Origin of the sequence: Arthrobacter sp. FW306-04-A (assembly GCF_044358315.1) — a bacterium.
GTDB lineage: Bacteria > Actinomycetota > Actinomycetes > Actinomycetales > Micrococcaceae > Arthrobacter.
The window spans coordinates 3236824-3256163 of record NZ_CP084559.1 but is presented as its reverse complement, the minus strand read 5'-3'; the positions used below and the strand labels follow the sequence as shown (position 1 = coordinate 3256163).

General features: G+C 62.8%; 13 protein-coding genes. 12 read left to right on the top strand and 1 reads right to left on the bottom strand.

Going from position 1 to position 19340, the window contains the following annotated elements; translation table 11 throughout:
• Positions 1-2: 2 nt before the first annotated feature.
• Positions 3-1238 carry an SAM-dependent methyltransferase gene (locus tag LFT43_RS15020; protein ID WP_395798071.1) on the bottom strand — a complete coding sequence of 412 codons (1236 nt, stop codon included), beginning with the start codon at positions 1236-1238 and terminating at the stop codon, positions 3-5.
• Positions 1239-1315: 77 nt separating this feature from the next.
• Here LFT43_RS15020 and LFT43_RS15015 point away from each other — a divergent pair, with 77 nt between their 5' ends.
• The 12 genes from LFT43_RS15015 to LFT43_RS14960 all read left to right on the top strand — a co-directional run bounded on the left by LFT43_RS15015 (position 1316) and on the right by LFT43_RS14960 (position 19340).
• On the top strand, positions 1316-1726 hold the full coding sequence (locus LFT43_RS15015) for a hypothetical protein (protein WP_395798069.1): 411 nt from the start codon (positions 1316-1318) through the stop codon (positions 1724-1726).
• Positions 1727-1949: 223 nt separating this feature from the next.
• Complete coding sequence (gene groES / locus LFT43_RS15010; RefSeq protein WP_028265041.1) at positions 1950-2246, top strand: co-chaperone GroES; 297 nt, start codon at positions 1950-1952, stop codon at positions 2244-2246.
• 86 nt (positions 2247-2332) lie between these two features.
• Complete coding sequence (groL, locus tag LFT43_RS15005; protein WP_395798067.1) at positions 2333-3943, top strand: chaperonin GroEL; 1611 nt, start codon at positions 2333-2335, stop codon at positions 3941-3943.
• Positions 3944-4237: 294 nt separating this feature from the next.
• Positions 4238-6283, top strand: a complete 2046-nt coding sequence (locus tag LFT43_RS15000; RefSeq protein ID WP_395803114.1) for an acyltransferase family protein — start codon at positions 4238-4240, stop codon at positions 6281-6283.
• Positions 6284-6477: 194 nt separating this feature from the next.
• Positions 6478-7989, top strand: a complete 1512-nt coding sequence (gene guaB, locus LFT43_RS14995) for an IMP dehydrogenase (RefSeq protein ID WP_395798065.1) — start codon at positions 6478-6480, stop codon at positions 7987-7989.
• Between the two features lie 171 nt (positions 7990-8160).
• The gene (locus LFT43_RS14990) at positions 8161-9297 is read left to right on the top strand and encodes a GuaB3 family IMP dehydrogenase-related protein (RefSeq protein WP_395798063.1); all 1137 of its coding nucleotides are present in this window, start codon (positions 8161-8163) and stop codon (positions 9295-9297) included.
• 104 nt (positions 9298-9401) lie between these two features.
• Entirely contained in the window at positions 9402-11162 is a 1761-nt protein-coding gene (locus LFT43_RS14985; RefSeq protein ID WP_395798061.1) for a glycerol-3-phosphate dehydrogenase/oxidase, read from the top strand.
• Positions 11163-11200: 38 nt separating this feature from the next.
• On the top strand, positions 11201-11689 hold the full coding sequence (locus tag LFT43_RS14980; RefSeq protein WP_395798059.1) for a PTS sugar transporter subunit IIA: 489 nt from the start codon (positions 11201-11203) through the stop codon (positions 11687-11689).
• A gap of 533 nt (positions 11690-12222) precedes the next feature.
• Positions 12223-13056, top strand: coding sequence for an SURF1 family protein (locus tag LFT43_RS14975; protein WP_395798057.1), 834 nt, complete (start codon positions 12223-12225; stop codon positions 13054-13056).
• Positions 13053-13571: a DUF3817 domain-containing protein gene (locus LFT43_RS14970; protein ID WP_395798055.1), complete on the top strand. Its 519-nt coding sequence runs from the start codon at positions 13053-13055 to the stop codon at positions 13569-13571. The genes LFT43_RS14975 and LFT43_RS14970 overlap by 4 nt, the downstream gene beginning before the upstream one ends.
• A 110-nt stretch (positions 13572-13681) precedes the next feature.
• Positions 13682-15286, top strand: coding sequence for a glutamine-hydrolyzing GMP synthase (gene guaA / locus LFT43_RS14965; protein WP_395798053.1), 1605 nt, complete (start codon positions 13682-13684; stop codon positions 15284-15286).
• Between the two features lie 127 nt (positions 15287-15413).
• On the top strand, positions 15414-19340 hold the full coding sequence (locus LFT43_RS14960; RefSeq protein WP_395798051.1) for an AAA family ATPase: 3927 nt from the start codon (positions 15414-15416) through the stop codon (positions 19338-19340).

Genomic DNA, 19340 nt, shown 5'->3' with positions numbered 1-19340 from the left:
GTTCAGGAAGCTACAGGCTCCACCACAACAGCCACCTTTTCCTCGCCGATCCTGGTGAGGACCAGGGTGGCTGTTTTGTTGCCGCGGGCTTTCCCTGAGCCCTTTCCTGCTGGCAACAATTGTTTCCGCAGTTCCTCAGGGGTAACGGACGTGCCGCGCTTCTTGATGTCCAGGACACCAACACCGTTGGCCTTCACCCAGGCTTTGAGGGCCTTTACGTTCAGCGGCATGACTTCCAGGACTTTGTAGGCGCGGGCGAACGGGGTCTCCACCAGTTCCGGAGCGCAAATGTAGGCAATGTGTTGGTCCACCAAGTGGCCCCCAAGCCGCAGTGCGACGTCGGCGACCAGTCCTGCGCGGATGACCGCACCATCGGGTTCGTAGAGGTATCCCTCTACAGGCCCGACGTCGGGCACCGGGCCGCCGTCGAAATCCTCGCCGCTGGTGAGCTCGGCCGCGCCCTGCGGCCCGAGGACCAGGGCCGCCCGGCGGATCCCGGGTCGCGCGACGTCGTTGAACCATAGGGTCACCTCGGTCACGTCCCCTCCCACCGAAACCCACTGCGCCTCGCAGCCGCCCGGAACCGATTCGTGTGGCATCCCCGGGCCCATCTTGACCCCGACGGATTTGCCGGCAGCGGCCAGCGATTCAACGAAGGAGAAGGGCGGCGAGAAGGCCTCCGGATCCCAGATCCGTTTGGTGCCCGACGACGACGTTGTGCGGCGCGCCGGATCGAGCCACACGCCGTCGACGCCATCGAGTGGCACCGACGTGGCGTCCGAGTGCACCACCGTTGCGTGCGGGAAAGACATGAGGTTGATGGTGGCACACGCGGCGGTGGTCTCATCCAGTTCCACGGCGGTGACCTTGATGTCCATGGAGGCCATCGCCATGGAGTCGGCTCCAAGCCCGCAGCCCAGGTCCGCTACGTGCTGCGTGCCCGCCTTGGCGAAGCGCTCGGCGTGCCTGGCTGCAACATTGAGCCGGGTGGCCTGTTCCAGGCCGGCCTGGGTGAAGAGCATCTGCCGGGCGAATTCGCCGAACTTGGCCTCAGCCCGGGTGCGGAGCCTTGATTGGGTGAGGACAGCGGCCACAAGCGCGGGGGAGTGGCCGTCTTTGCGCAGGCGCGCATTCAGGGCGAACGCTTCGCTGTCACGGTAGGGTCCCAAGGACGCCAGCAGTTCCCAACCCTCCGTGGTCAGTAAGGGGGCAATCTGGTCCGGGGGTGTGTCAGCCATGGGAACTAGCCTACTGGCCGCCCGTCATACAAGGCGGAGAGGGATTCGGGACCACTCGGGCCGATAGGGTTGATGCCATGGAAGACAACCCAGTACGCCAGCCTGACGACGCCAATGGTTCTCCCTCTGTCCCCGATAGACGTCCCTTCGCCGGAAATCTCTCCAAGTATGCCCGCCCCGCGCTCATCGTGGGTGCTGCGATTGCCATCGTCTGCATCGCGCTCTTGATCATTATTTTCTTCCTCGACTCCTTCAACGCGGCCACCTACTCCATGACCGGAAAGAGCGTCCAGGACGCCACTGACGAGGCCCGCGACATCCGGGACACCTACACAGGTGCCCGTATCGGCGCGATCGTCGGACTGGTGGTGTCCGGCGTCGTCGCGCTCGCCAGCGGCGTACTGCTCTACGTGAACCGCGGAACGGCGCCGGAAGAAGAGTACGACGACGGCGAGGACGTGGACTTCGACGACCTCGCCGGCCAATGAGCCAATTGAGTCCGGAGCGGCCTGCCGCCGTTCACCCGTGACGGAATTCTGGCACTCGCCTTGACCGAGTGCTAATGCTTACATAGAGTCTTGATTAGCACTCTCCCTAGGTGGGTGCTAATCATGCCGCCAGGCACTTACCGGCACCGCGACGACGGTAAGCCCGCCACGGCACCCCTGGTTTGATAGTCCATGTACTACCTCACGTAAAGGAGAGATCCGAGTGTCGGTCTCCATTAAGCCTCTCGAGGATCGCATTGTTGTCCGCCCGCTCGAAGCAGAGCAGACCACGGCTTCCGGCCTGGTCATCCCGGACACTGCACAGGAAAAGCCGCAGGAAGGCGAAGTTGTTGCAGTTGGCCCCGGCCGCTTCGATGACAACGGCAACCGCGTCCCCGTCGACGTAACCGTTGGCGACGTCGTCATCTACTCCAAGTACGGCGGAACTGAAGTCAAGACCGGCGGCAACGAATACCTCGTTCTGTCCGCCCGCGACGTTCTGGCGATCGTCGTTAAGTAATTCCCTGGATCCCGCATCGCAGATCGAGTCGGACTTCTTCCGGTTGAATCAGCGGTGCGGGTTTTCCGTCTTGAAAGGACACAACCATGGCAAAGCAGCTTGCGTTTAACGACGCTGCCCGTCGCTCGCTCGAAGCAGGCATTGACAAGCTCGCCAACACCGTCAAGGTCACCCTTGGCCCGCGTGGCCGCAACGTCGTTCTGGACAAGAAGTGGGGAGCTCCCACCATCACCAACGACGGCGTGACGATCGCCCGCGAAGTCGAACTCGACGACCCGTATGAGAACCTTGGCGCGCAGCTGGCCAAGGAAGTCGCCACCAAGACCAATGACGTCGCAGGCGACGGCACCACCACGGCCACCGTGCTGGCACAGGCCCTCGTCAAGGAAGGCCTGCGCAACGTTGCCGCAGGCGCCGCCCCGGGTGAAATCAAGCGCGGCATCGAGGTCTCCGTCCAGGCCGTCGCTGCCCGCCTCCTGGAGAACGCCCGCGAAGTAGAAGGCACCCAGGTTGCCAGCGTTGCAGCGATCTCCGCCCAGAGCGACGAGGTTGGCGAACTGCTGGCCGAGGCTTTCGGCAAGGTCGGCAAGGATGGCGTCATCACCATCGAAGAGTCCTCCACCACCCAGACCGAGCTGGTTCTCACTGAGGGCATGCAGTTCGACAAGGGCTACCTGTCCCCGTACTTCGTCACTGACGCGGAACGCCAGGAAGCTGTCCTGGAAGACGCTCTCATCCTGATCAACCAGGGAAAGATCTCCTCGCTGCAGGAATTCCTCCCGCTCCTTGAGAAGGCCCTGCAGGCAGCCAAACCGCTCTTCATCATTGCCGAGGACATCGACGGCGAGGCACTGTCTACGCTGATCGTGAACCGCATCCGTGGCACCCTGAACGTCGTTGCCGTCAAGGCTCCGGGCTTCGGTGACCGCCGCAAGGCCATGCTGCAGGACATCGCCACGCTGACCGGCGCGCAGGTTGTCTCCCCGGAGCTCGGCCTGTCCCTGGACCAGGTTGGCCTCGAGGTCCTGGGCACTGCACGCCGCATCACTGTCACCAAGGACAACACCACGATCGTTGACGGCGCTGGCACGGCTGAGGACGTCGCAGCGCGCGTCGCCCAGATCCGTGCCGAGCTGACGCGCACCGACTCCGACTGGGACCGGGAAAAGTTGCAGGAACGGCTTGCCAAGCTGGCCGGCGGCATCGGCGTCATCAAGGTCGGTGCAGCCACCGAGGTTGAGCTCAAGGAAAAGAAGCACCGCATCGAGGACGCAGTGTCCTCCACGCGTGCCGCCCTCGAAGAAGGCATCGTGTCCGGCGGCGGCTCTGCCCTCATCCACGCCCTCAAGGCACTGGACGAGGACGCTGCCGTCAAGGCCCTGGAAGGTGACGCGGCTGCCGCCGTCGGCATCGTCCGCCGCGCCCTGACCCAGCCGCTCCGCTGGATTGCGCAGAACGCCGGCTTTGACGGATACGTCGTCGTCGCCAAGGTCGCCGAGCTGGAAGACAACCACGGCTTCAACGCCAAGTCCGGTGTGTACGAGGACCTGATCGCCGCTGGCGTGATCGACCCCGTCAAGGTCACCCGCTCCGCACTCCAGAACGCCGCCTCCATCGCAGCCCTGGTTCTCACCACCGAGACCCTGGTCGTCGAGAAGCCGGCCGAGGAAGACGAGCACGCGGGCCACAGCCACTAATCCTGGTTGTTTGATGCGCGAGGCCCGGTCCCCTTGGGGGCCGGGCCTCTTGCGATTGTCGCCTTTGCAGGGACCCCTTTCCCCTCGGCGGGATTTCGCCAGTACCGCGGAGCTTTTCCTGCCGAGTTGCTGTTTCGAGCTTGGGTCCAGACAACCTTCCGGAAGCTCCCAGACAGGTGTGTCGTAATGGACGATGAGTCGTTGGCTGGCAGCTTTCCAAATTGACGATGAACATTACGAATCAGTAACATTGACGGTTGGTGCAGCACCCTTGGAGGCAAGACTTTGACAACCATGCGCGCTTTGGTGCCGCCCCGGCACCAAAGCGAGCCGGTAAAACCGGCGGCCAAATCGAACTTCCGACCCGAAATCCAGGGGCTTCGATCTGTTGCCGTGCTCATGGTTGTCACCTATCACATTTGGTTCGGTCGGGTCTCCGGCGGCGTCGATGTCTTCCTCCTTATCTCGGCATTCCTCATGACGCTGCAGTTCACCAGGCGGTACTCGGATGGGCGCCAAACGGCGTTGATGAGGCACTGGCTGCACCATTTCCGCCGGCTCTTGCCCGCAGCAGTGACAGTGATCGTTGGAACGCTGGCTGCAACTTACATCTTCATGCCGGCCACGCGCTGGTTGGACACGATCCAGCAGGGTTGGGCTTCCCTCTTCTACGTCGAAAACTTCCTCCTGCAGTCCCAGGCAGTCAACTACTATGCGGCGGACCACAGCCTGGCCAGCCCGCTCCAGCATTTCTGGTCGCTGTCCATCCAAGGACAGGTCTTTATCGTCTGGCCGATCATCCTGGTGGGAGCAGGCTGGCTGGCGAGGCGGTACCGGCTCGCCTACGTTCCCCTTCTTCGCTACATTTTCGGCTTGGTCTTCCTTGTTTCGCTGGTGTATTCGGTGGTTTATACCGCCACGGACCAATCGGCAGCGTATTTCTCGACGGCGGCCAGGCTGTGGGAGTTTGCCCTCGGAACGCTTCTGGCCCTCTTCCTTCCCCTGCTGAAGCTCCCGAGGTCAGCGAGGATCGTCCTTGGGTGGATCGGCATCCTCGCGATGCTCAGTTGCGGGTTCATTCTCGATGTCGAGGCGGCGTTCCCTGGGTGGGCGGCATTGTGGCCCACCCTGGCCGCGGCGTGCTTGCTCGCGGCGGGACAGACGGACAGTCGGTTCGGAGTCGACCGAATCCTCAGTTCCAAGCCGCTGGTCCGCATGGGGAACAATTCATACGCCCTCTATCTCTGGCACTGGCCCATGTTGGTCATCTATTTGGCATGGTCTGGAAAGACGCACGCCGGTTGGTTGTCGGGCACTGTGATTATCATTGGCGCTTTCCTCTTGGCTGTTTTGACCACAAAGTTCGTCGAGAAGCCGTGGCGGGCATGGACGTGGCCCGAGGTCAATCGGCGCAGGAGCGTGATTTCGCTGGTTGCCGCAGCGACCGTGGCCATTTTGCCGCTCACGGGTTGGGCCCTACAGATCGAACAGACAAACCGTGCGTTGCTAGCGAATATGGACGCTCGCAACCCGGGTGCGGCAGCAGTTGGCGGGGATCTCGTCTACACCCCCGATCTGAGCGTGCCCTTGGTTCCAAGCATGACCTCTGTTGATGCCGACTGGCCGGTCTTCCCCACCCCCTGCAAGGGGACTGCGGACGCGCAGGACTTCGTTAATCGTTGCACCAACGGGATCACGAACGGGACGAAAAACGTTGTCGTCATAGGCAGTTCGCACGCCCACGTGCTGAACACGCCGCTACTGACCATGGCAGCAAAGAACAACTGGAGCCTTACGTCCATCACGAAGGGATTTTGCCCGCTTGGCGAGGACACCGCGGCAGACATCACGCAGGGCTGCGTTGACTTCAACAAGGCCACGCTCGCTGAGGTCCTAAAGATGAAACCGGATGTTGTGGTTACCACCAGCACGCGCACCAATTCGCAGAGCGACATACCCGAGCGGCTCGATCCTTCATGGGTCACGGAGGTGAAGACGCTCAACGAAGCAGGAATCCAAGTGGTTGCCCTCCGAGACACTCCACGCACAGCACAACCCGTTCCGGCCTGCCTTGAGAAGAACCCCGGAGCATATATTGCCTGTGGTTCCCAGCGTGCCGAAATCTACTCCGAAGACTCTCCGACAGCCGCAGTGGCCGGGGAACTCCCGAACACGAAATTCTTGGATCTCTCCCAATATTTCTGCCCCGATGCAAACTGTCCGGCCGTGATCGGGAACGTCATTGTCTATAAGGACGACAACCATGTGACCGCCACCTACATGAAGACGTTGACTCCGTACTTCGAGAAGGCGTTCATGGCTGCCACGGGGTGGAGCTGAGCGGAAGGACACCTCGACGCCGTGTGCCCAAGGTGCCGTTGCTCACATTGCCCGTGCGGAATATGGGGATCGGCGGCGAGGTTCTACTATTTATTCAGAACCTTTCTGCACAGGCCAGTCCCGTAATGACGGGCTGGTCATCAGCTGCAACCCCTACCAGAGCAACCCCAAGAACCAAGGTAAGAGGCGCACTCATGACCCAGCCCGAACACGACCCCTTTGGCTTTATTGGCCTCACCTATGACGACGTCCTGTTGCTGCCGGGCCACACCAACGTCATTCCGTCCGAGGCCGACACTTCCTCCCGGATCTCCAAGCGCATCTCGGTCCAGACCCCCCTGCTGTCCGCAGCCATGGACACCGTCACTGAGTCACGCATGGCCATCGCCATGGCCCGCCAGGGCGGTCTTGGCGTGATCCACCGCAACCTGTCAATCGAAGACCAGGCCGATCACGTTGACCGCGTCAAGCGCTCCGAGTCCGGGATGATCACCAACCCCCTGACCATCCACCCGGAAGCAACCCTCCAGGAACTGGACGAACTGTGTTCGCGTTACCGGGTCTCTGGCCTTCCCGTCATCGACCCCGATGGTCGACTGCTGGGTATTGTCACCAACCGCGACACCCGCTTTGTGCCGGAGTCCGATTTCCCGCTGCGGCTGGTCAGCGACGTCATGACCAAGATGCCCCTCATCACGGGCCACGTCGGCATCAGCCGCGAAGAGGCCTCGCACAAGTTGGCCACCAACAAGATTGAGAAGCTGCCACTCGTTGACGAGCAGGGACGCCTCAAGGGCCTCATCACCACCAAGGACTTCACCAAGGCCGAGCAGTACCCGCTCGCAACCAAGGATGAGGAAGGCCGCCTCCGTGTCGGCGCCGCCATCGGGTTCTTCGGCGATGGTTGGGAACGGGCCATGACGCTGATCGACGCCGGCGTGGACGCATTGTTCGTGGATACCGCCAACGGCCACTCGCAGGGCGTCCTGGACATGATCACCCGACTGAAGTCCGATCCTGTTGCCGCACATGTGGACATCATCGGCGGTCAGGCTGCCACCCGTGAAGGTGCCCAGGCGCTGATCGACGCCGGTGCGGATGGCATCAAGGTGGGCGTTGGTCCAGGCTCCATCTGCACCACCCGCGTTGTTGCCGGTGTTGGCGTCCCTCAGATCACGGCCATCTATGAGTCCTCCAAGGCAGCCATCCCTGCCGGTGTCCCGCTGATCGCCGACGGCGGCCTGCAGTACTCGGGCGATATCGGCAAGGCGCTCGTGGCCGGCGCCGACACCGTCATGCTCGGTTCATTGTTGGCGGGCTGCGACGAATCGCCGGGCGAGCTGATCTTCGTCAATGGCAAGCAGTTCAAGAGCTACCGCGGCATGGGTTCCCTGGGCGCCATGCAGTCCCGTGGCAAGAACACGTCCTACTCGAAGGACCGGTATTTCCAGGCGGACGTTTCCGGCGATGACAAGCTCATCCCCGAAGGAATTGAAGGCCGCGTCGCGTACCGCGGTCCACTCTCCTCGGTGGCATACCAGTTGGTGGGCGGCCTGCGCCAGACCATGTTCTACACCGGTGCGCCCACCATCGCCGAGCTCAAGGCGCGCGGCAAGTTTGTGCGCATCACCGCGGCAGGGCTGAAGGAGTCCCACCCGCACGACATCCAGATGACCGTCGAGGCTCCGAACTACGGTTCACGCTAGACAGTCAGTTTCAAGCAAGCCCGCCGCCGTCATCACGAGGTGGCGGGCTTGCGTATTTCGACAGCACTCAACTCGTGGCGGTCTGCGGGCGCTACTTCAAGATGTTCGAATCACAACCGGGGGAGCCTTTCCCTGCCGGTACATCTCGTTGCACTGGGATAACCTAGAGCAGTGACTTACGAGATTGAGATTGGCCGTGGCAAGCGTGGGCGTCGTGCCTACTCCCTGGATGACATCGCGATCGTCCCCAACCGCCGGACGCGTGACCCCAAGGACGTTTCCGTCTCATGGCAGATTGATGCCTACAAGTTTGAGATGCCGGTGATCGCCGCCCCGATGGACTCCGCCATGTCGCCTGAAACTGCCATTGTCCTTGGCCGGCTTGGCGGTCTGGGCGTCCTGGACCTTGAAGGCCTGTGGACCCGCTACGAGGACCCGCAATCCGTGTTGGACGAGATCTCCGCCCTAGAGGATGAAACTGCCAGCCCTGCTGTCACGCGGCGCATGCAGGAGCTCTACAAAGCCCCCATCCAGCCCGAACTGATCACCAGCCGGCTGGCGGAAATTCGTGCTTCCGGCGTGACCGTGGCCGGCTCGCTCACGCCGCAGCGCACCCAAGAGCATTACAAGACGGTCGTTGCTGCCGGCGTCGACATTTTCGTCATCCGGGGAACCACTGTCTCGGCTGAGCACGTCTCCAAGAACCACGAACCGTTGAACCTCAAGCAGTTCATCTACGAACTCGACGTTCCGGTGATCGTCGGCGGGGCCGCCGGATACACCCCGGCCCTGCACCTTATGCGTACCGGCGCGGCCGGCGTTCTGGTGGGCTTCGGCGGAGGCGCAACCACCACCACGCGCCGCGCGCTCGGCATCCATTCGCCCATGGCCTCCGCCATTTCCGACGTCGCCGCTGCCCGCCGCGACTACATGGACGAGTCCGGTGGACGGTACGTGCATGTCATCGCCGACGGCGGCATGGGTTCCTCGGGTGACATCGTTAAAGCCATCGCGATGGGCGCCGACGCAGTCATGCTCGGCAGCGCCTTGGCCCGTGCGGAAGAAGCGCCGGGCAAGGGCTGGCACTGGGGCCAGGAAGCCCACCACCTCGAACTGCCCCGCGGTGACAGGGTCAACGTCGGCACGGTTGGACCGCTTGAGGAAGTGCTGTTCGGGCCGGGCCACCACACCAACGGCACCTCCAACCTGATCGGCGCGCTACGCCGTTCGATGGCCACAACAGGCTATTCGGACCTGAAGGAATTCCAGCGGGTCGACGTCGTCGTCTCGCCTTACTCGGGTCGGTAGGCTGCCGTTCAGGCCACCTTAGCCGCCGGGTGAAAACCCTGCCCAAGCCCGCGCACAAGAAGTAGTGTGGGGAACTACGGGCTTTGTGCGATGGGAGGCGTCCGATGAGCAGTGTTGCAGATGGTTCGCAGAGGGATGATGCATCAGCCGGTGCGTTGAGTCCGCAGGCGCGGGTCAGATCCATTGAAGTGCTGGGGGGCACCACCGAGCCCGGCAAGGAACTCGACATCCTGATCGTCGGCGGAGGCGTAGTCGGGGCCGGGGCAGCCCTGGACGCAGTGACCCGCGGGTTGTCCGTGGGCATTGTCGAGGCCCGGGACTGGGCTTCAGGCACGTCGTCGAGGTCCTCGAAGCTGATTCACGGCGGGCTGCGCTACCTGGAAATGCTTGACTTTGCGCTGGTCCAGGAGGCGCTGAAGGAACGCGGGCTGCTGATCCAACAAATCGCGCCGCACCTTGTCCGGCCGGTCCCGTTCCTGTACCCGTTGACCCGGCGCTTTTGGGAACGGCCCTACGTGGGCGCCGGCATCTTCCTCTACGACACGCTGGGCCTCACCTCAGGCCACAGCCGCGGCGTTCCCATGCACAAGCACCTCTTCCGGCGTGGAACACTTCGGGCAGCCCCCAGCCTCAAGAGCGATGCGTTCGTCGGCTCCATCCGGTACTACGACGCGCAGGTCGACGACGCCAGGCTGGTGGTCAACGTCGTCCGCACCGCGGCACACTACGGAGCCCATGCCGTGAACAGGATGCGCGTGGTGTCATTCGTACGCGAAGGCGAACGCGTGGTGGGCGCGAAAGTGGAAAACCAGGAAGACGGCAGCATCATCGAAGTCCGCGCCAAGCAAGTGGTCAATGCCACGGGGGTCTGGACGGACGAGACCCAGGCCATGGTGACGGATCGCGGCCAACTCAAGGTCCGTGCTTCAAAGGGCATCCACCTCGTGGTTCCGCGCGACCGCTTCCAGTCCACCGTCGGATTGATCCTGAGGACCGAGAAGTCCGTGCTGTTCGTCATCCCCTGGGGCAGGCATTGGATCATCGGCACAACGGACACCGACTGGAAGCTGGATAAGGCGCACCCTGCCGCGTCCACCAAGGACATCGACTATGTTCTGGAGCACGTCAACCGCGTCTTGAAACGGCCTTTGACGAGGGAGGACGTCGAGGGAGTGTACGCAGGCCTTCGTCCACTGTTGGCTGGGGAGAGCGACTCCACCGCCAAACTTTCCCGCGAACACGTCGTGGCGCACCCCGTTCCAGGCCTTGTGGTTGTTGCCGGCGGCAAATTCACAACATACCGGGTCATGGCCAAGGATGCGGTCGACGAAGCAACCCGGGCGATGGACGAGCGTGTTCCTGCGAGCTGCACGGATACCATCCCGCTGCTGGGCGCTGAGGGATTCAAAGCCGCATGGAACCGCCGGGCGAGAACCGCGGATGAGGTTGGAATCCACGTCGCCAGGGTGGAACATTTGCTTAACCGCTACGGTTCGATGACGCCGGAAGTCCTGGCGGTCATCAAGGACAACCCGGCCATGGCTGAGCCGCTGCCCGGTGCCGACGACTATTTGGCGGCAGAAGTCGTCTACGCCACGACCCACGAAGGCGCCCGTCACGTCCACGATGTCCTGACTCGCCGCACCCGCATCTCGATAGAGTCGTGGGACAGAGGTGTTTCCGCGGTCCCTGTTGTCGCTAAGCTGATGGGAGAAATTCTTGGCTGGAGCGACGCGCAGCGGGAAAGCGAAATCAAGCACTACCTGGCCCGGGTGGAAGCTGAACGGCTCAGCCAACAGCAGCCCGACGACGAATCGGCCGATGCTGCGCGCATGGGCGTCGATGACATCGTTCCCCTGCGCTGAGCGCCCTGGGGTGGCTGGGCACACTGGAGGGAAACGACTTGGCGGAACCACTGGACCCGTATGATGCCGAACTGACGACGCCGGAGACCGTGATCCTGGAGATGGAAGCGGCCGACAAGACAGACGCCGCAGGCCAGCTCGCGGAACGGCTCTATGCGGCCGGGCGTATCACGGACCTTGAGGGCTTCCTCAAACACGTCAACTCCCGGGAACACCAACTCGCTACCGGGCTACCGGGCGGCATCGGTTTGCCGCACGCCCGCAGCGAGTTTGTTTCCCGGGTCTCCATCGCGGTCGGAGTCACCAAGTTCGGACACTCCCTGGACTTCGGTGCCAGCGACGGTCCGGCCACCCTGGTCCTGCTCATCGCCACGCCGGCCAGTTCATTCTCGGACCACTTGGAAGTCCTGGCCACCTTGGCGCGGTCACTTTCCAAGGAATCATTCCGGGAATCCCTCCGGCGAGCCCACGATCCGGAGGTCATCGCCGAACTGATCAACTCAAGCCTGGTGTTCTTCGACCACTGAGAGTGGGGCAGGCCCTTTCGTGTCGCGTTCCGCGCCACGCAGGGACCCTGCTGCCCCACTCTTGGGGCAGGCCCTTTCGTGTCGCGTTCCGCGCCACGCAGGGACCCTGCTGCCCCACTCTAGGGGCAGGCCCTTTCGTGTCGCGTTCCGCGCCACGCAGGGACCCTGCTGCCCCACTCTAGGGGCAGGCCCTTTCGTGTCGCGTTCCGCGCCACGCAGGGACCCTGCTGCCCCACTCTAGGGGCAGGCCCTTTCGTGTCGCGTTCCGCGCCACGCAGGGACCCTGCTGCCCCACTCTTGGGGCAGGCCCTTTCGTGTCGCGTTCCGCGCCACGCAGGGACCCTGCTGCCCCACTCTAGGGGCAGGCCCTTTCGTGTCGCGTTCCGCGCCACGCAGGGACCCTGCTGCCCCACTCTTGGGGCAGGCCCTTTCGTGTCGCGTTCCGCGCCACGCAGGGACCCTGCTGCCCCACTCTAGGGGCAGGCCCTACTCTCGTTTAGCTGTTCTACAGCTTGACGAAGTACGGTTAAGGGGTGTTGAAAACCGCTCTGAAGCCCCGCTGGATCGCAGGACTTGTCTTCGCGCTCCTGCTCTCCGGGGTGTTCGTGCTGCTCAGCCAGTGGCAGTTCGGCAGATCCACCCAGAGTGATGTGCCAGTTGATCCCTCCGCGGAGCAAGTTAGGCCCCTTACCGGAGTCCTGCAGCCCGGTACCTTCTTTCCTGGGTCCGTGTCGGATCAAATGGTCAGTGCGAAAGGCAGCTACGACCCCGCCAAGCAAGTCCTTGTGGAGGGGCGTCTGCTGGCTGGGCAAAAAGGATACTGGGTGGTAACTGCATTTGCGGTCGACGATGCTCCCGTTCTCCACGGCGTTGGCGCTTCTCCGAAGACCTGGATTCCCGTGGCGCGCGGTTGGGTCGCCGATCCGGCCCAAGCCAGCCCGCCGCCGTCGGGCACTATTGAACTGACCGGACGGCTCCTGCCGTCGGAGGCCCCAGTGCCAAACGTCGACGCCGGAGCGGGCCGCGCGTCCGCGGTTTCGGTCGCGGAACTCATCAACACGTGGGAAGTCTCAAGCTATCCGGGCTTCGTCGCCGCGACGTCGGAAGTAGCGGCAGGCAAGACCCTCGCGCTTCCGGAGCAGCTGAAGCCCCTCAATATCCCGGCCCAGCCTCCCACCCAACAAATCAACTGGCTCAACCTCTTTTACTCCGTGGAATGGGTGGTCTTTGCGGGCTTCGCCCTCTACATCTGGTGGCGAATGGTGGCCGATGACCACCGGCGCACCCTCGAAGAGGAAGAGCCTGACGACGAATTCCCATCAGACGATTTGCCAGCAATTACCAAGCCAGAACAGGTAAAGCCATGATTGAGCCCAAACCGGCCATCCAGCCCGAACAGTCCGGAGACCCCGGCGCGAAGCCAGCCGCGGCCAAGAAGCGCCGCTTCGGTGGAACCACGGCCCAGATCCGCTCGGCCCTGAAGTTCTACAAGGTCATGGCCTACCTCACCGGCACCATGCTCTTGCTCCTGTGCGCTGAGCTCGTGGCACGCTATGTGTTCGGCGTGTACCTCTTTGCCGGGGGTACCAACGCGACCACCGGGCAGCCCTTCGGCTTCGGGTTCGCTGACGCGGAGTCGAAGGCGGTCCTCGGCGGCGTCAACGTCTCCGTGACGGTACTGATCGTCCACGGCTGGATGTACGTGGTTTACCTCATCTCGGACTTCCGTTTGTGGTCCCTCATGCGTTGGCCGTTCACGAAGCTCATCCTGCTTGCCTTGGGCGGGGTTGTCCCGCTCATGTCCTTCATTGTGGAGAAGAAGTTCCACTCGGAGGTAGAAGCGGAACTGGCCGCCAACCCGCAGGCGTCCAAGCGCTACTGATGGGCCGGTCTCGGCGGACATTGTGAGATCGCTAACGTCGGGGCCGGTTTGCCGGCTTCACGACCGGCTTCAAGGTGCACCGGGGCATCCCGGCAAAGTAGGCTGTTACGGTGACTACTCCCACCGCACCCTTCAGTTCTGAAGCTCAGACTTCCCAGAAGCCGGTGCTGGTTGTTGACTACGGTGCCCAGTACGCGCAGCTGATTGCCCGCCGCGTCCGTGAGGCGAATGTGTACTCGGAAATTGTTCCGCACACTTTCACCACCGAGCAGCTTCTGGCCAAGAACCCGGCAGCGATCATCCTCTCCGGCGGACCTTCAAGCGTTTACGCCGAGGGTGCCCCGAGGGTTGGAGCAGACCTTTTCGAGGCTGGCGTGCCTGTCTTCGGTATTTGCTACGGCTTCCAGGCCATGGCCAACGCGCTCGGTGGCAAGGTTGCCCAGACCGGGTTGCGCGAGTATGGCGCTACCGAGGCCACCACGGTTGGCGAAGCCCGCTCCATCCTCGCGGGCATCCCGGACTCCCAGAACACCTGGATGAGCCACGGAGATTCCGTGCATGAAGCCCCTGCAGGCTTCGAGGTCCTGGCGACAACCGCCGGCGCACCTGTAGCCGCTTTCGCGAACGAGGAAAAGCACCTCTACGGCGTGCAGTGGCATCCGGAGGTCAAGCACTCGGCCCACGGCCAGCAGGTCCTGGAGAACTTCTTGTTCAACGGAGCGGGCCTCAAACCGAACTGGACTACCGGCAACATCCTCGAAGAGCAGGTGGATCGGATCCGCCAGCAGGTCGGTGATTCCAAGGTCATCTGCGGCCTCTCCGGCGGCGTCGACTCGGCTGTTGCCGCAGCCCTCGTGCAGCGCGCAGTGGGAGACCAGCTGACCTGTGTGTTCGTAGACCATGGTTTGCTGCGCGAAGGCGAAGCCGAACAGGTCGAACGCGACTTCGTTGCCGCAACCGGCGTCAAGCTTTACGTGGCAAACGAACAGGAGCGTTTCCTGTCCGCCCTGGCCGGGGTCAGCGATCCCGAGACGAAGCGCAAGATCATTGGCCGCGAGTTCATTCGTGCGTTCGAAGAAGCAGAGCGGGCCATCATCGCCCAGGCCGCGTCCGAAGGCGAGAGCATCAAATTCCTCGTCCAAGGCACCCTTTACCCGGACGTCGTCGAATCCGGCGGAGGCGAAGGTGCTGCGAACATCAAGAGCCACCACAACGTGGGCGGCTTGCCTGAGGACCTGCAGTTCGAACTCGTTGAGCCGCTCCGCGCACTGTTCAAGGACGAGGTTCGCGCCGTGGGCGCGCAGCTTGGCCTGCCGCAGGAGATCGTTGGACGCCAGCCGTTCCCTGGTCCGGGCCTCGGTATCCGAATTGTCGGAGAAGTGAACAAAGATCGCCTGGACCTGCTGCGCAAAGCAGACGCCATCGCGCGCGCCGAGCTAACTGCGGCCGGACTCGACAACGATGTCTGGCAGATGCCGGTGGTGCTGCTGGCCGATGTCCGCAGCGTCGGCGTTCAAGGCGACGGACGTACCTATGGACACCCGATCGTGCTTCGTCCCGTTTCTTCCGAGGACGCTATGACTGCTGACTGGTCGAGGCTCCCTTATGATCTCCTCGCGAGGATCTCCAACAGGATCACCAACGAGGTAGACGGAGTCAACCGAGTGGTACTGGACGTCACCAGCAAGCCCCCGGGAACCATCGAGTGGGAATAGCGTTCTGAGTGACCGGTCTCTTTCCAGAGACCGGTCACTTTGCATCTCCCCTGAAATCAGGGGTAATTTGCCTTTCCAGCAGTGTTGCGGTGCAGACTGCCGGTCGATTCCCGCTACCCTCGAAAGTATGCCGATTTGGTCCAAGTCGTCTCGAGCTAGAACAGAAAAGAAGGCAGCGGTGTCAGTAGGTCAAAGCCATGAAGAGAGCTCTGCAGAGCTCCGGAAATGGCTGTCGGGGCTCAAACCTGTGACTGGTGCGGACACCATGCTGCGCTTCGTCAAGACGCCGGAAGGGTCGATCGACCTTAGCAACGGCCACCCTTCAGGGCTCGCACAGCTCCTCGCCGGTCGTCGAACCCGTCTTTCCACCCTGATCCGGGATCGCCAGCAATATCTTGTTGCCGCCCGTGCGGCCAGGAACCTTCGCTCGAAGATCTTCGAGCTGGGCAACGACCGGGGGATCGACGCCGGCTACTTGTCCTGCGGAACGGTCGTGTGGACATCGGCAGTCGGAGGTAAGCCCCAGCGTGTTTCTGCTCCCGTCATGTTGGCAGCCATTTCGCTCACGGCTCGGCCCGGCGAAGATGACTACGAGCTGCAACTCACGGAGCAAGCGGGCATCAACCCTGCGTTGGTCCGGCATCTGAAGACCGTCCACGGAATCGTCTTCGACGTCAATGCTGTGAGCCGCATGGCCTACAACACCGCGCGCCTCGATCCCCAGCCGGTCCTTGACCGTCTTGCCACTCTGGTGCAGCCAATCCCCGGTGCCGAGGTAACCCCCAATCTCCTCATAACGACCTTGGCGGATTTGTCTGGGAACCTGGACGACCCCTGGATCAACGAGAACAGCAGCGTCGTTGCATCCTTGTTCGGAGCCGCCAACGGAGGGGACATCGAACCTGAGCCAATAAAGTCCGGGCGCTTCCCGAACCTTGACGAGCGCGACCCTGCCGAGGAGTCACTGCTCCTGGATGCCGATGCTGACCAGCAGTACGTCGTGGATGCCGTTCGAGCAGGCGATTCGCTGGTGGTCAGCACCCCGCCAGGCAGCGGCCAGACCCAAACGGCCATCAATGCCATCGGAGCGCTTGTCAACGAGGGCAAATCGGTACTGGTGGTGGGGGACCGGCGAGCGAGCCTTAACGGCCTCGCCAGCAATTTTGAAGCCCTTGGCCTTGAGTCGATGCTGTTCAGGCCGGGCAGTGGGGCCACGGCCCAGCAGCTCAAGGGCCAGCTGGTCAGTGCGATCATCCGCAACGAGAAGTCGCTGGAACCCCAACTTGCGAATCTTCACAAGACGCTGACCGAGCACCGTCATGCACTCATGGACCATGTTGCGTCCTTGCACAATGTTCGCCAGCGCTGGGGATGCTCGCCCTACCAGGCAATGCAGTCGCTCGCGGAGCTGACCTCCATCCAGCCTGCCCCCGCCACCACCGTGCGCTTGAAGCGCAGTGTCCTGGACAACATCAAAGACCGCGCTGAGCTGGCCGCAAGGCTTCGCCGCGCTGCTGAACTTGGCAGCTTCAGCAAGGCGTCGACGTCGAGCCCCTGGTATGGTGCGCGCCTGGTCACTCGCAAGGAGACTGAGGAAGCCCAGCAACTGGCCGGCACTGCCGCCGACCACCTTCCCAGGCTGCGTGAACGGATGAACCAAGTCGCGGAGCACTCTGAAATCCGGCTCGGGGCGAACTTCGCCGAATGGGGCTCGCAACTTGAGCTGTTGATGGCGGTACGGGAAAGCCTGGATAAATTCACCCCGGATATCTTTGACCGGCCGGTCCACGATCTGATTTCGGCTACTGCCACCTCCGCATGGCGTCGTGAGCAGGGCCTCGAGATGCCTTCGATGCAGCGTTCCCGGTTGCGTCGCGTGGCCAAGGAATACGTTCGGCCCGGTGTCCACATCGCGGATCTGCACAGTTCCTTGGCGCTTGTTCAGGAGCAGCGGGCGCTTTGGGCTGAGTATGCCACCACCCAGCGCCATCCCGCTGTGCCATCCGGGCTCGCGGACTTGGGCGCCACCTACCGCGAACTGGACCGGGATCTCCGCCGTCTGGGGGACTGCCTCAAACACACGGCCGACGGCGGCGATCTCCACGCGACCCGCTACGAAGCCCTCATGGAGCGTCTTGAGCGTCTCGTCGCGGATACGGGGACTCTGGAGACTCTGCCGGAGCGTACTCTTTTGGTCGAGAACATGCGCGAACACGGACTCGGCGAGCTTCTTGCGGATTTGGCGGAGCGCGAAGTCCCTGCCGGATCCGTTGGTGCGGAACTGGAGCTTGCCTGGTGGCAGTCCGCCCTGGAAGCGATGATCAGTGGTGACGACTACCTTGCGATGTCCGACGGCGATTCCCTCCGCCGTCTCGAAGCCGAGTACCGCCTGGCGGATCAGGCGCACATTGCCAGCGGTGGAGCCCGGCTGCGCTGGAAGCTCGCCGAAATGTGGCGCGCCGGAATTACGGAACATCCCCGCCAAGCAGAGCTCCTGCGGAATCTGATCAAGGATGGCCGTGTTACCCTCACGGCGCTCAGCGCTCAGGCGCCGGCATTGGTTTCCCGGCTGGTGCCCGTGTGGTCCATCAGCCCATACCTGCTGACCGGGCTTTTGCCTGCCGAACAGAAATTCGACGCAGTGGTGATTCTTGATGCCGAGAGCACGTCTTTGCAGGCTGTTCTGCCGGCCATCGCCCGGGCAGAACAAGTCATCGCCTTCGGGGATGCGAAGATCGCCAATGCCCGCACCTTTAGCGTGGCCGTTGAGCCTCCCATGGCGGGCGTCACGAGCCAGGACACGGTGGACAGTGCCTTCAGTGCCTTGGCCCGCGTCTTGCCGACTTGGCAACTGAACTGGGTGTATCGGGCTGTTGATGAAGATCTGGTACTGCAACTGAGCAAGAATTACTACGACGGCGGCCTGCGTCGGCTGCCGGACGGCCAATCCGTAACGGGGCTGGACCGTTCGGTTGTGGTTGAATACATCCCGGACGGTACCGGTCTGCCCGGTTCCGATCACGAAGGTGTGGAATCGGTAGCAGCTGAAGTAAACCGTGTGGTGGATCTGGTTTTTGAACACGCCAGACTTCGGCCCCGCACTTCTCTCGCCGTGGTGACCGCAAGCCTGCGCCATGCTGCAAGGATCGGCGAAGCCATTAGGCTCCAGCTGCCCAACTATCCTCTGTTGTCCGGTTTCTTCAACGCGGGTGCAGAGTCCTTCCGGGTGGTGGATTTGGAGCGTGCCCAAGGATTGGTCCGCGACCACATCATCTTCTCCCTGGGCTTCGGGCGCACTCCGCATGGCCGGGCGCTCCACAGTTTCGGTCCCCTGTCCGTCGAAGGTGGCCGCAATAAGTTTGCTTTGGCAATGACCCGCTCGCGCAGATCTTTGCACGTCCTGAGCTGCTTCCGTCCGGAGGACCTGGACCTGGACAGATTGGCTCATGGTGCGATCGATTTCCATGAACTCCTTGACCGCGAACTCTCGGGCAATTCGGACCTGGGGACGCCGGCAACCAGGGCAGCGGCCAGCGAGCAGGCCCTCGGTGAGGATCCGTTGGTAGCGGATCTGGGTGAGCGGCTCCGTGCTCGTGGAGCCCGGGTGTGGCACCACTATGACGGAGCACTGGACATCGCCGCTGCGGCCGATCCCGTGCACACTATCGGCCGTGATGACACCGAAATGCCGACGCCGGTGGCCATTGAATCCGATGGCACGGAACGTTACCGCCGCATGAGCGTCCGGGAGCGCAGCAGGCTCCGGCCCCAGCTCCTGGAGCGCCTCGGCTGGCGTTACATGTCTTTGTGGACCATCGAAGTATTCACGGACCCCTCGTCGTGTGCGGACCGCATCGGCTCCTACCTTGGACTCGAAAAGCCGGTTGCGCCCTCCTATGGCGCCGTCCAGCATGGATTCCTGGACATGGATGTTGAACAATTGGAACTGGACCCTCAGGCGGGCGGCCAAGGGGGACTGCGCAGCCAGGCAGAGTCGGCTCCGGCCGAACTTGGCGGTATGCAAGGTCCCGGCCAGGGGCCAGCCATCCCGTAA